8 protein-coding genes are annotated in these 13,951 nt (G+C 66.1%); 6 read left to right on the forward strand and 2 right to left on the reverse strand.

The genetic code is table 11. From position 1 onward, the window contains the following. The first annotated feature begins 31 nt into the window (after positions 1 to 31). The 4 genes from KH389_RS05465 (at position 32) to KH389_RS05480 (ending at position 5,804) form a co-directional block, all read left to right on the forward strand. On the forward strand, positions 32 to 1,489 hold the full coding sequence (locus KH389_RS05465) for a gamma-aminobutyraldehyde dehydrogenase (RefSeq protein ID WP_213606999.1): 1,458 nt from the start codon (positions 32 to 34) through the stop codon (positions 1,487 to 1,489). 268 nt (positions 1,490 to 1,757) lie between these two features. After that, positions 1,758 to 2,915 carry an iron-containing alcohol dehydrogenase gene (locus KH389_RS05470; protein WP_043860647.1) on the forward strand — a complete coding sequence of 386 codons (1,158 nt, stop codon included), beginning with the start codon at positions 1,758 to 1,760 and terminating at the stop codon, positions 2,913 to 2,915. 10 nt (positions 2,916 to 2,925) lie between these two features. Beyond that, entirely contained in the window at positions 2,926 to 4,257 is a 1,332-nt protein-coding gene (locus tag KH389_RS05475; protein ID WP_043860646.1) for an APC family permease, read from the forward strand. Positions 4,258 to 4,379: 122 nt separating this feature from the next. Continuing rightward, positions 4,380 to 5,804, forward strand: a complete 1,425-nt coding sequence (locus KH389_RS05480; protein ID WP_054915058.1) for a gamma-aminobutyraldehyde dehydrogenase — start codon at positions 4,380 to 4,382, stop codon at positions 5,802 to 5,804. 95 nt (positions 5,805 to 5,899) lie between these two features. On the opposite strand, the gene KH389_RS05485 is transcribed toward KH389_RS05480, so the two are convergent. Together KH389_RS05485 and KH389_RS05490 are read right to left on the reverse strand one after the other, a co-directional pair. Next, positions 5,900 to 8,830, reverse strand: a complete 2,931-nt coding sequence (locus KH389_RS05485; RefSeq protein WP_213607000.1) for a membrane-targeted effector domain-containing toxin — start codon at positions 8,828 to 8,830, stop codon at positions 5,900 to 5,902. A 131-nt stretch (positions 8,831 to 8,961) separates the two neighbouring features. Beyond that, a complete protein-coding gene (locus KH389_RS05490; protein WP_213607001.1) occupies positions 8,962 to 11,862 on the reverse strand; it encodes a membrane-targeted effector domain-containing toxin in 2,901 nt (966 codons plus the stop codon). Positions 11,863 to 12,077: 215 nt separating this feature from the next. Between KH389_RS05490 and KH389_RS05495 the strand changes: the two genes are divergently transcribed. Together KH389_RS05495 and tadA are read left to right on the forward strand one after the other, a co-directional pair. Beyond that, positions 12,078 to 13,460 carry a multicopper oxidase family protein gene (locus tag KH389_RS05495; RefSeq protein ID WP_213607002.1) on the forward strand — a complete coding sequence of 461 codons (1,383 nt, stop codon included), beginning with the start codon at positions 12,078 to 12,080 and terminating at the stop codon, positions 13,458 to 13,460. Next, positions 13,460 to 13,942 carry a tRNA adenosine(34) deaminase TadA gene (tadA, locus tag KH389_RS05500; RefSeq protein WP_054915054.1) on the forward strand — a complete coding sequence of 161 codons (483 nt, stop codon included), beginning with the start codon at positions 13,460 to 13,462 and terminating at the stop codon, positions 13,940 to 13,942. The genes KH389_RS05495 and tadA overlap by 1 nt, the downstream gene beginning before the upstream one ends. Positions 13,943 to 13,951: the final 9 nt, after the last annotated feature.

Here is a 13,951-nt window from a genome sequence, read left to right on the forward strand (position 1 = left end):
CATGGCCACACCACAAGAAGGAACCCTGCACATGCCAGTCGCGCAGACCCCGTTGTCCACCGCACTCCTGATCGATGGCGAACTAGTCGCAGGCGAGGGCGTCGTCGAGCCGATCCTCAACCCGGCCACCGGCCAGGTGCTGACCCCTATCGCCGAAGCCAGCGCCGAGCAGACCGAGGCCGCGATCCTGGCCGCCCACCGCGCGTTCGCCGGTTGGGCCCGCACCACGCCGCAGCAGCGCTCCAACCTGCTGCTGGAGATCGCCAGTACCATCGAGCAGCACGCCGACGCCTTCGCCCGGCTCGAAGCGCTGAACTGCGGCAAGCCGCTGCACCTGGCGCGCAAGGATGATCTGAGCGCCACCGTCGATGTGTTCCGCTTCTTCGCCGGCGCGGTGCGCTGCCAGACCGGCCAGCTCAGTGGCGAATACGTACCCGGCTACACCAGCATGGTGCGCCGCGACCCGATCGGGGTGGTGGCATCGATCGCGCCGTGGAACTACCCGATCATGATGGCCGCCTGGAAGATCGCGCCGGCCCTGGCCGCAGGCAACACCCTGGTGTTCAAGCCGTCCGAGCACACCCCGCTGTCGATCCTGGCCCTGGCGCCGGCGCTGGCGCGGATCCTGCCGCGCGGGGTGATCAACATCATCTGCGGCGGTGGCGAGAACGTCGGCGCTCACCTGGTCGGCCACCCCAAGGTCCGCATGGTCTCGCTGACCGGCGATATCGTCACCGGGCAGAAGATCCTCTCCACAGCGGCCAAAACCCTCAAGCGCACCCACCTGGAACTGGGCGGCAAGGCCCCGGTGATCGTCTGCGACGATGCCGACCTGCAGGCGGTGGTCGAGGGCGTGCGTGCCTATGGCTACTACAACGCCGGGCAGGACTGTACCTCGGCGTGCCGGATCTACGCCCAGGCCGGCATCCACGACCGGCTGGTGGCCGAACTCGGGGCTGCGGTCAGCAGCATTCGCTATGCCGGCGCGCACGATGCCGACAACGAGATCGGCCCGCTGATCAGCACGCGCCAGCGCGACCGGGTGTCCAGCTTCGTCGAGCGCGCCCTCAGCCAGCCGCACGTGGAGTGCGTCACGGGTGCGGCGATGCATGCCGGGCCCGGGTTCTACTACCAGCCGACGCTGCTGGCAGGCTGCCGGCAAACCGACGAGATCGTCCAGCGCGAGGTGTTCGGCCCGGTGGTCACCGTGACCCGTTTCGACGAGCTGGCCCAGGCCGTGGACTGGGCCAACGACTCCGAATACGGCCTGGCCTCGTCGGTGTGGACCCAGAACCTGGACAAGGCCATGCAGGTGGCGGCGCGCCTGCAGTACGGCTGCACCTGGATCAACAGCCATTTCATGCTGGTCAGCGAAATGCCCCACGGCGGGCTCAAGCGCTCGGGCTACGGCAAGGACCTGTCCAGCGACTCGCTGCAGGACTACAGCGTGGTGCGGCACATCATGGCGCGCCACGGGCAGCACCTGTAGGCCGCTACCCCCGGTGCAAGGGAGCATTCGATTTAATCGAATGCTCCCTTGAGTTTTTAGTAATTGTCGATCCGCTACCCGTGTCTTAGTGTCTGGCCCCATACCGGCCTGTGCCCACCGTGCAGCGCCTGGACAAGCGGTCCATCGGCTTCGGCGATCGGCTACCGCCACAACAATAACCAGACACCCACCGCCCAGGCGGCCCCTCTGACTCGTCTGCCATAACTACAACATTGCAAGTGCGCCCCAGTGCGAGAGGAACCTACCGATGCAATTCCAGTTTCTGTTACCCACCAAGATCGTCATGGAACCTGGCCTGCGCCAGCGTACCGGCGAGCACCTGACCGACCTGGGCCTGCGCCACGTGCTGCTGGTCACCGACCCGGGCGTGAAGAACGCCGGCCTGCTCGACAGCATCTATACCAGCCTGGACAAGGCCGGCGTGCGTTATGACGAGATCGTCGACGTCAAGCCCAACCCGCGCAGCGAAGACGTCAACCGCGCCGCCGAGCTGTATCGCGGCAAGGGCATCGACGGCGTGCTGGCAGTGGGTGGCGGCAGTGCGATGGACGCGGCCAAGGCGATCAGCGTACTGCTGACCCACGACGGCAAGGTCGAGGACTACGAAGGTGCCTTCACCCTCAAGGGCCCGGTGCTGCCTATCGTGGCGATCCCGACCACCGCAGGCACCGGCAGCGAGGTCACGTTCTTCTCGGTGATCACCGACACCCGCCGCCAGTTCAAGATGAGCATCCTGGACTACCGCATCGGCCCGGTTCTGGCGCTGCTCGACTCGGACATCACCGCCACGCTGCCGCCGCACATCGCCGCCGCCACCGGCATGGACGCGCTGACCCACGCCATCGAGGCCTACACCGGCAAGCCGGCCAACCCGATCAGCGACGGCCTGGCCCTGCATGCCATTCGCCTGATCGCGCAGTACCTCAAGCCCGCCGTGCAGGAGCCGGACAACCGCGAGGCCCGCGAACAGATGCTGATCGCCAGCCTGATTGCCGGCATGGCCTTCGGCAATGCCGACATCGCCAGCGTGCACTGCATCTCCGAAGCCATCGGCGGCATGTACGACACCCCGCACGGGGTGGGCAACGCGATCTTCCTGCCGTTCGTGTTCAGCCATAACCGCGACGCCGACCTGCGCCGCCATGCCGATGTCGCCTATGCCCTGGGCATCGACCCCAATCTTGGCGCCAGCGCTGCCGCCGAAGCGGGCGTGGAGCAGTTGTTCCGCATGAACCGCGAGCTGGGTATTCCGCGTTTCGCCGATGTGGCCGGGGTGCGCGAGGAGGACTTCCTGGCCATCGCAGAGAAGTCCAAGAGCAACATTTCCGATGCGAGCAACGCCAAGGAGATGTCAGTCGAGAGCTACCTCGACGTGATCCGCGCCGCCTACACCTACGCAGCCTGAGGCCCTAACCATGAGCGCATCGACTTCCTCCGCGCACCTGCGCCGGACCCTCGGGCCGGTGTCCGTGCTGTTGTTCGGCCTGGCCTTCATCGCCCCGCTGATCGTGTTCGGCACCTATGGCGTGATCGCCCAGGCCAGCCAGAACACCGTGGCGCTGTCCTATGTGGTGGCCTCCATCGGCGTGATCTTCACCGCCCTGAGCTACGGGCGCCTGGTGCGGATCTTCCCGGCGGCCGGTTCCGCCTACACCTACACCCGCAAGGTGTTCAACCCTGGCATCGGCTTCATGGTCGGCTGGGCCGCGCTGCTGGACTACTTCTTCATCCCGATGCTGATCTGGCTGCTGGGGGCCAGCTACCTGAGCCTGGCGTTCCCGGATGTACCGCAGTGGTGCTGGATCACCGGCTTCATCGTTTCCACCACCTTGCTCAACATCCTCGGCATCCAGGTCGCCAACCGCTTCAACATCATCCTGATGCTGATCCAGCTGACCATCATCGCGGTGTTCATCGCGCTGTGCTGGCACTACGTGTCGGCCATCAACGGCCCGGGCGGTCTGCTCTCGGTCAAGCCGTTCTTCAATGCCGACGTGCCGTTCTCGGCCACCATGGCCGGGGCCGCGATCGCCGCCTATTCGTTCCTGGGCTTCGACGCGCTGTCGACCCTGAGCGAAGAAACCGTCGAGCCCGAGCGCACCATCCCGCGTGCCATCCTGCTGGTGGCCCTGATCGGCGGCAGCCTGTACGTGGGCTCTTCGTACTTCATGTACCTGGCGCACCCGGCGGGCCTGTTCGAGAACATCGACGGCGCGGCCTTCGAAATCGCCAAGACCATCGGTGGCGACCTGTTCTTCGGCGTGGTACTCACCGGCATCATCATTGCCCACTTCGCCGCCGGCTTGTCGTTCCAGGCCAGCGTGGGGCGTCTGCTGTATGCCCTGGGCCGCGACAACCAGCTGCCGCAGAAGCTGTTCGGCGTGCTGCACCCGCGCTACAGGACTCCGGTATTCAACATCGCCCTGTGCGGGGCCTTCGGTTTCGTCGGGTTCGGCCTGACCATCGCCACGGCTACTTCGCTGGTCAACTTCGGCGCCTTCCTGGCCTTCACCTCGGTCAACCTGTGCGCACTGAAACTGACCTTCGACCGCAGCATCGGCGACAAGGCCGGCGTGGTCCGCGGGGTGATCTTCCCCCTGGCCGGCGCCTTCACCTCGGGCTGGATGCTGATCAGCCTGGATGCCGACGCGCTGATTCTCGGCTGTTGCTGGGTGCTGCTGGGGCTGGTGTACCTGGCCTGGCGCACCCGGCTGTTCAGCACGGCAGTGCCTGAAGCCGCACTCTGAACCTGCGGGCGCCCGGCGCCTGCCCCCCCTGTAATGCTCCCCCTGTGCGCAGCCCGGCTGCGGGCACGGGGCGCTTGCGACTTTTTTATGGCGGCGGCCAACCTCGCCGCACAGGAGAACCCATGCAAACCTGCCTGCTGATCAATGGACAACTCATCGCCGGTGAAGGCGAAACCCTGGCGGTGCTCAACCCGTCCCTGGGGGCCACGCTGGTGGAGATCCCCGAGGCCAGCCTGGCCCAGGTCGATGCCGCGGTGTGCGCTGCGGATGCGGCGTTCGACAGCTGGTCGCAGACCACCCCCAAGGACCGTTCGCTGCTGCTGCTCAAACTGGCCGATGCGATCGACGCCCACGCCCCGGAGCTGGCGCGCCTGGAAGCGGACAACTGCGGCAAGCCCTACGCGGCGGCGCTCAACGACGAGCTGCCGGGCGTGGCCGACGTGTTCCGCTTCTTTGCCGGTGCCAGCCGCTGCCTGCAAGGCAGTGCCGCCGGCGAGTACCTGGAAGGGCACACCTCGATGATCCGCCGCGACCCGGTGGGCGTGGTGGCCTCCATCGCACCGTGGAACTACCCGCTGATGATGGCCGCCTGGAAGCTCGGGCCGGCCCTGGCCGCAGGCAATACCGTGGTGCTCAAGCCGTCCGAGCAGACGCCGCTGACCACCCTCAAGCTGGCGCAACTGATGGCGGAGATTTTCCCGGCAGGCGTGGTGAACGTGGTCTTCGGCCGCGGCCCGAGTGTCGGCAAGCCCCTGACCGGGCACCCCAAGGTGCGCATGGTGTCGTTGACCGGCTCGGTGGCCACGGGCAGCCGCATCATCGCCGGCACCGCCGACAGCGTGAAACGCATGCACATGGAGCTGGGCGGCAAGGCCCCGGTGATCGTGTTCGATGATGCCGATATCGATGCCGTGGTCGAAGGCGTGCGCAGCTTCGGCTTCTACAATGCCGGCCAGGACTGCACCGCCGCCTGCCGCCTGTATGTGCAGAAGGGCGTGTACGCGGCGTTCGTGAAGAAGCTCGGCGAGGCGGTGGCCAGCATCCGCTACGGCCTGCAGGACGACCCTGACACCGAGCTCGGGCCGCTGATCACCCAGCAGCATCTGGAGCGCGTGGAAGGCTTTGTGCAGCGCGCCCGCGAGCAGTCGCACATCGAGGTGGTGACCGGTGGCCAGCGTGTCGCCGGGCCAGGGTTCTTCTTCGAGCCGACCGTACTTGCCGGCGCCCGGCAGGACGACGAGGTGGTGCGCCATGAGATCTTCGGCCCGGTAGTCACGGTCACCGCCTTCGACGACGAGGCCCAGGCCCTGGCGTGGGCCAACGATTCGGACTACGGCCTGGCCTCCTCGGTTTGGACCCGCGACGTGGGCCGCGCCCACCGTTTGGCCGCACGCCTGCAATACGGCTGCACCTGGGTCAACACGCACTTCATGCTGGTCAGCGAAATGCCCCACGGCGGCGCCAAGCTCTCCGGCTATGGCAAGGACATGTCGATGTATGGCCTGGAGGACTACACCACCGTGCGCCATGTGATGTTCAAGCACTAGTTGACGCACCAGGCCTAGCGGCCCGGTTGCCGCGAGGCGAAAGCAAGGGCAAGGCCAGGCGGCCTTGCCCTTTTTTCATCGCCGCCTGCCTGGCGTCACAGCGGCACGTACTTCAAGCCGTACCGGGACAGCTGGAAGGCCATTTCCGACAGGTCCGGCAGGCGTCGCTTGTCCAGCCATGGCCAGCTGGCGCGTTCGATATAGATGAACTCACCGTCCCTTGCGATGGGCGTGTAGTGCAGCGCCAGGTCCTTGCTGCGGTGTATCAGGGTCATCTTGCCGTCGATGTCCTTGAAGCCGAACGCCCCCGGTTTGGCCAGCCGGCTTTCCAGCGTGCCCGAGGCCGAGGGCGGCTGGGCAATCGGCACCTGCAGGCGCAGGTCGCCCTGCACGCGGGTTTCGCGGATACCGTCGTCCACTGCGTAAAGCCCCGGGTCGCGGCCGACGCTTGCGCTGCTGCCGATTTCGATGTCCTCGACGCGCACACCGATCACACCTTGCAGTTCGCTGACCCCGGGCACGCTCTCGAAGGTGTTGGCGTGGGTGTTGCCCATCAGCGCAACCCATTTGCCGGCGCCATGGGCAGCCTGGTCGGCAGCGATCACGCGGTGGGCGAAGAAGTTCATCATTTTCTGGCGAATCGCGGGTGGTCGGGGGCCCATCCATGCCTGGCGGTAACTGGCCATGCAATCGATGGCCTGTATCCGGATGCCCTGTTTCTGCGCGCTCCTGAGCACCTGCATGAAGGTGTAGCGCTGGGCGGGGTCGGTGTGCCAGCCGCGGTCCAGATCGGTCACGTAGGTCTTGAGTGCCTGGGGCATCTGCCCGGTCTGGTTGAACAGGTCCAGGTCGGCCTGCTGGAAGTCGGTCATCAGGTGCTCCATGTACAGCACCCGCACCTTCTGCTGCTTGAGCAGGGCCATGTTCTCGATCAGAAACTGCTTGCTGCCCAGTTGTGAATGGGCTTCGCCGACCACCAGGCCCTCGCTGTTTTCGTACACGCTGCGAATGATCTGCCTGGCGCTGGCATCGGCAGCCAATGTCGGCAGCGGTGGCCGCTGCGGCAGGCTTGCGGTGCTGAAAAACGCTTCGGCGTCGTCGACCAGCAGGTCGCGCAAGGTGCGAAATTGCGCGTAGGCCTGTTCGCGGGCGGGGTTGTTGGGGGAGAACGTGCGCCCGCTCAGGTTCGACTCCTCGCCACCGTTGGAGGCCTTGAGCAATTCGGGCTGCAGCGCCTTGTCGACTTCATAGGGGGTGGGCACGCGTTCCGGGCCGGGCGCGGGTACCTGGGCCTGGCCCCAGAGCTTGAGACGAAAGCGTGGCGCCCCGCCTTTCAGACCCTGCTCCAGCGGTTGCCATACGCCTTCGTCGTTCAGGCCAATGGGCACGTTGCGGTAGAACGAGTAGGGGTTTTGCGGGTCGACCACCGCCCATGAACGCAGCTCGCCGATGTAGCGAACGTGATAGGGGAACCCGTCTATCTGGGCATAGAAGCCATCGTCCAGGGTGTAGATACCCTGGAATTTGCCGCTGCCGGTGGCGTGCCCGTCCAGCAGCACGTTGGTTTCGAACGGGGCCAGCAGTTGCGAGCGCTCGGCCGGTATCAGCGGCGCAGGCGCCCACTCGGCGAGTTCCGCCGGGGTGGCCATTGGCGTGTGTTCGGGCTCGACGGGTGCAGTCTGCGTGCCCGCGTCCAGGCTGGGTTCGATCTCGGCGATTTCACCGGTGACGGCCGGGCCTGCGAGCAGGGTGGCGTTGAACAGCGTGTTGATGGCCGCCAGCACGGCGCCGATCACGCCGGCCTTGCGTTGGGCAGTGGTGTGCCCGTTGACCGCCTGATCGATGTTCAGGCCGGTTTCGGCCAGCCCGGCGCCCACGGCAGCCAGCGCTACCGGCCAGTCGACCGCGGCCATGGCACTGGCGAAGGTGCCGAAGGCCTTGAGGTAGCCGATCCACAGTTGCTTGCGCAGGTCGGCGTTGGAGCGCAGCGAGAAGTTCGCATCGTCGATCATGCGCTGACGCGCTGCATCGCGCAGGTGGGTGAACCCGTCGCCATGCACGGTCGTGTTCGACTGGTTGAGTGCGTCGTGACCGTTGCCGCCCCAGTTGTTGAACAGCACGTCGATCAGGTGCTCGAGCCCCACCGCGCTGGCTTTTTCGCCGCGGTCCGCAAGGGCGAAGTGGGTCATGAAGCGTGCGCGGTTCTGCGCCGCGTTGGTGTTGTGCAGCACCCACCAGTACAGCTCGCTGTGGTTGGCGAACAGGTGCAGGGCGTCGACCTCGCCCGGGATGTAGAGCAACTGGTAACCGTCGTCGAGTTCCACCCGCAGGATATCGGTGGCCACATGGCCGCCGATGTCGAAGGTGCACAGGCGCACCCCCGCCACCGGCCTGGCCTGTTGTTGCAACTGGCTCAGCGAGGGCGGCCAGCTGGCGTCACCGGCCAGGGCAGTGGCCACCCGCCGCAAGCGTGCCAGGCGGGCGGGGTCGGTCTGGTGCGCGCAGGTTTCGAGCACCTTGCTCAGGAAGTTGGCCTTGGCCAGGGTGCGGAAGTTGTCCGAATGACGGGTCCAGAAGCGGGTCAGGTCCTGGTGGAAGGCGCTGCAGAAGTCGACCTTCCACAGCTCGTCGAGTACCTCGCGCGGGGCCATCGGCACTTCATCGCGCTCATCGAACAGGCCTGTACCCGGCCCGCGGCTGTAGAAGCCGGTGCGGTAGCCGAGCAGGTCGGCGTTGTCCTGGTCGTTGACATCGAACCGCTGCATCACCAGTTGCGGCAGTGTCAGCGATTCGCTGGGCGGGCCGAGGTGTTCCCAGCCGCTGAAGGTGCGCGGGCTGCTATGCGCGGTGTTGAACCGGTGCAGGTACACCGCGTCCGGGTCCAGCGTGCTGCGGGTGTGTTTCTTCAGGATATGGCTGGCGATTTCGCGGGCCATCTGGCGCATGTCGGGGCAATGCTTGACCAGTTGTCGGGCCAGGTTCTGCAGCTGTTCATGGTCGTGGGTCTGTTGGGCGGTCAGGGGCATGGCGGTACTTCCGTGTCAGGGGCGAGGGGCCAGCTTGGCCGGGGGCGGCGAGCAGCGTGCGGTAAGTAAGTAGTGCGGGCCGCCCAGCCAGCCCGGGCCGTCCAGGCAGCAAGCAAAGCTGGGCAGCGCCGTTACAGTGGCACGAAGGTCAGCCCGTTGGATGTCACCAGGGTCGACAGTTGCGCCAGGCTTGGCATGCGGCGCTTGTCCACGCGTGGCCAGCTCGCCCGATCGATGTAGTAGAACGTGCCGTCTCGTTGGATGGGGGTGTAGTGCAGCGTCAGGTCCTTGCTGCGGTGGATCATCTGCAAGGTCCCCTCCACCTGGGTGAAACTGAAGGAGCCGACAGCGCGCAGCTTTTCTTCCAGGGTGCGTGCCACGCCGTGTGCGGGAGCAATGGGCACCTGCAGCAGCAGGTCGCATTTGACCGCCGCCAGGTTGGCCGCCTGGTCGGGTTGGATACCGGGGTCCACGCCGAATCGCACAGGCAGCCCGCACTCGATGTCTTCGATGCGCAGGCCGATGGCGCCCTGCAGCTCGGCAAGCCCTGGCACGCCGTCAAACGTATTGGTGTGGGTGTTGCCCACGAAGGCGATCCACCTGCTGGGGTGCAGGGCCTGGTCTGCTGCAATGACCCGATGGGCAAAGAAGTTCATCATCTGTTGCCGGATCGGGCCCGGCGGGGTGGCCAGCCAGGCCTGACGATAGCTGGCCATGCAGTCGATGGCCTGGAGGCGGACCTGGTTGGCCTGTGCGGTGAGCATCACCTGCTGGAAGGTATAGCGTCCGCTGCTGTCGGTGGCCTGGCTTCGGTCCAGTTCGGCCACATAGTCGCGCAGGTGCTGGCTCATGTTGCCTGTGCGGTTGAACGCATCGAGGTCGGCCTGGTGAAAGTCCGTCAGCAGATGCTCCAGGTACAGCACCTTGACCTTCTGCTTGCGCAGTTGCGCCATGTTGTCGATCAGAAAGCGTTTGCTGCCCAGGTGTGCGTGGCATTCGCCGATCACCACGCCGTCGCAGCGGGAGTAGCAACCACACAAGATCTGCTTGGGCGCCGGGTTGCTTTCGAACAGCGGCAGTTGCGGGCGTGGCGGCAGCTCCACCGTGCTCAGGTACTCCCTGGCGTCGTTCAGCAGCTTGCTGCGCAGCTTGCGAAACAGGTCGCAGGCTTCTTCCAGGTGTGGCTGATTGGCCCGGTAGGTAATGCCGCTGAGCTGTTCGTCATCCACCGAACGCAGCTGTGCCTGCTGGCGCGGGAGCAGCTCGTAGGGCGTGGGGATACGTTCGGCAGGGGGTGGCGCGTAGTCGCTGCGGCCCCACAGTTTGAGGCGAAAGCGCGGTGTACCCCCCAGAAGGCGGCCCTGTGCGACGGGCTCCCACTGCTGTTGCGCAGTGAGCCGGATGGGCACGTTGCGGTAGAACGAAAAGGGCGCGTTCGGGTCGATCACCACCCAGCTCTTGAGCTCGCCCACGTACCGCACCTGGTAGGCGAAATCGCCGATCGCTACATAGAAACCGTCGGCCAGCGAGTAGATGCCCTGCATCTTGCCAACCCCGGGTTTTTCGCCATCGAGCAGGGCATTGGTCTCGAAGGTGGCCAGGCGCTGGGAAGCCGGTGTCGGTCGCAGGGGGACGGGTACCTGGGCGTCAATATCCTCGGCAGTGGCAAGGGGTTCGTCCTCGGCCTCCACATAGGGCTCGGCGACGGCGGGCACCTCGCTGTCGATCCGTATCGCTTCACCGGTCTCCTCGCCGAGCAGCGTCGCGTTGAACAGCGTGTCGATGGAGGCCAGTACGGCGCCGATGACGCCCGCCTGGCGTTCGGCAGTGGTGTGGCCGTTGATCGCCTCGTCGATGGACAGGCCGGTCTCGCCAAGCCCTGCGCCCACGGCAGCCAGTGCAACCGGCCAGTCGAAGGCGGCCATTGCCCCGGCGAACCGGGTAAAGGCGTGCAGGTCCGCCACCCACATCTGTTTGCGCAGGTCGGCGTTGGAGCGCAGGGCGAAGTGCGCGTCGTCGCTCATGCGCTGTCGCGCCGCATCGCGCAGGTAGCTGAATGCATCCTGGTCGACCGGCTTGTCCAGCAGGTTGATGGCATCGTGTGCGCTGCCGGCCCAGTTGGAGAACAGCAGGTCGATCAGATGCTCGAGCCCGACCCCGGCGGGGTGTTCGGCATGGCTGGACAACGCGAAGTGGGCCATCAGGCGCGCGCGGTTATCTGCGGCATTGGTGTTCTGCAGCACCCACCAGTAAAGCTGCGCAGGGTTGGCAAACAGGTGCAGGGCCGTGACCTCGCCGGGCATGTACAGCACCTGGTAGCCATCGGGCAGCACGGCACGCAGCATGTCGCTGGCGACGTAGCCGCCGATGTCGAAGGCATGCAGGCGCACCCCCTGGTCGGGAACATGCGTTTGCTGCAGTTGTTCGAGGGTGGGCGGCCAGTCGGTGACGCCGGCCAGTGCCCGGGCCAGCAGGCGGTAGCGTTTGCGCTGTTCGGGCAGGTCTGCGTGTTCGCAGGCTTCCACCACCTTGCTCAGGAAGTTGGCCTTGGCCATGCTGCGAAACGCCTCTGCACTGTCGGCCCAGAACGCCTGCATCTTCTGTTTGAAGACCGAGCTGAAGTCGATCTGCCAGAAGTAGCGCAGCACATCGGCCGGTGCCATGGGGACTTCGTTGCGTTCGTCGAACACCCCGGCATGCGCGCCTTCGCGGTAGAAGCCGGTGCGGTAGCCGAGCAGGTCGGCGTTGTCCTGGTCGTTGGCGTCGAAGCGCTGCATCACCAGTTGCGGCAACGTCAGCGACTGGTAGGGCAGCTCACGGTGCTCCCAGCCGCTGAAGCTTCTGGGGTTGGACTGGGCCGCCTTGAAACGGTGCAGGTACACGGTGTCCGGATCGAGGCTGCTGCGGGCGAACTTCTTCAGGGCGTCGACGGCCACCTCACGGGCCATCTGGCGCATGTCCGGGCAGTTGACGACGAGCTGGCGCGCAATGTCCTGAAGCTGCGCGCGTTGTGGGTTGGGGGGCTGGGGCATGGCGATCCTTCCTTGGTCTGGGCCATGGCAGGATGGGCTGGCTCCAGCGGGCAGGTGCGGTAGATAGTGCTGCGCGGGTGAGTGCGGCATCGTGTGCCGCTGCCGGGGCAACTCTTCACTTAAAGTTTCGCAAATGCAGGTGTATCGTATTCGCCCTTACCGCCAGCCCGGTCATGGCTGGCAGGCTGTTTTCGCGATACGAGGTGCCTGTTCCGATGTCCTTTACCCGTCGACAAATGCTCAAGGGGCTGACTGGCCTGGTGGTGGTTGGCCTGGGCGCCGGGGGCGCCGCACGTTACTGGATGGGCAAGGTCGAGGACGAGCAGGCCGGGCATGACTATGAACTGATCGCCGCGCCGCTGGACGTCGAGCTGGTGGCCGGGCACACCACCCAGGCCTGGGCGTTCGGCCCGTCCGCGCCGGGCACCGAGCTGCGGGTGCGCCAGGGGCAGTGGCTGCGGGTGCGGTTCATCAACCACCTGCCGGTGGCCACCACCATCCACTGGCACGGTATCCGCCTGCCGCTGGAAATGGACGGCGTGCCCTACGTGTCGCAGCTGCCGGTGCTGCCGGGCGAGTACTTCGACTACAGGTTCCGCGTGCCGGATGCCGGCAGCTTCTGGTACCACCCCCACGTCAACAGCAGCGAAGAGCTGGGCCGCGGCCTGGTCGGCCCGCTGATCGTGGAGGAGCGCGAGCCCACCGGTTTCAAGCACGAGCGCACCCTGAGCCTGAAGAACTGGCACGTGGACGAGCGGGGCAACTTCGTCGAGTTCAGCGTGCCGCGCGAAGCGGCCCGTGGCGGCACCGCAGGGCGCCTGATCACCATCAACGGGCAGCCCGACGCGGTGGTGGAAATGCCCGCCGGCCAGATCGTGCGGGTGCGCCTGCTGAACCTGGACAACACCCTGACCTACCGCATCAACCTCAAGGGCGACTTCGAGGCGCGTATCTATGCGCTGGATGGCAACCCGATCACCCCGCGCCCATTGGGCAAGGACTACTGGCTGGGCCCCGGCATGCGCATCTGCCTGGCCATCCGCATGCCGGCAGCCGGGGAGGAGCTGTCGCTGCGCGACGGCTCGGTGCGCCTGGGCACCCTGCGTTCGGTGGCCAGCAGCGAGGCACCGGGCGACTGGCCACCGGCGCTGCCGGCCAACCCCATCGCCGAGCCGGACCTGGCCAACGCCGAGAAGATCAACTTCAATTTCGAGTGGGTAGGCTCGGTGTCGGTCAATACCGAGAACGGCAAGCCGCCAAGCCTGTGGCAGATCAACGGGCAGGCCTGGGACATCACCGACAAGACCTGTTCCGACCGGCCGATCGCCACCTTGAAGAAGGGCAAGAGCTACATCTTCGAGCTCAAGAACATGACCCAGTACCAGCACCCGATCCACCTGCACGGCATGAGTTTCAAGGTGCTCAGCTCCAATCGCCACAAGATCCCGGAGCAGTACTTCACCGACACCTACCTGCTGGGCAAGAACGAGCGGGCGCAGGTGGCGCTGGTGGCGGATAACCCCGGCACCTGGATGTTCCATTGCCACGTGATCGATCACATGGAAACCGGCCTGATGGCCGCCATCGAGGTGGCGTGATGCGTCAGCCGCAGATCATCGACCGCAGCCGCGACCAGCACTTCATGCGCCTGGCGCTGGAGCTGGCGGCGCAGGGGGCTGCATTGGGCGAGGTGCCGGTGGGCGCGGTGCTGGTGCAGCACGGCGAGGTGATCGGGCAGGGCTTCAACTGCCCGATCAGCGGCAGCGACCCCAGTGCGCACGCCGAAATGGTGGCCATTCGCGCGGCGGCGCAGGCGGCCAGCAACTACCGGCTGCCGGGCAGCACGCTGTATGTGACGCTGGAGCCGTGCAGCATGTGCGCCGGGCTGATCGTGCATTCGCGGGTCAACCGCGTGGTGTTCGGGGCCCTGGAGCCCAAGGCCGGGATCGTGCAGAGCCAGGGGCAATTTTTTACCCAGGGGTTTCTGAACCACCGGGTGCTGTTCGAGGGCGGGGTGCTGGCCGAGGAGTGCGGGGCGATTCTGACCGAGTTCTTCAGGGCTCGGCGGGCCAAGGCCTGATAACCGTGG

Origin of the sequence: Pseudomonas qingdaonensis (assembly GCF_018398475.1) — a bacterium.
GTDB classification, from domain to species: Bacteria; Pseudomonadota; Gammaproteobacteria; order Pseudomonadales; family Pseudomonadaceae; genus Aquipseudomonas; species Aquipseudomonas palmensis.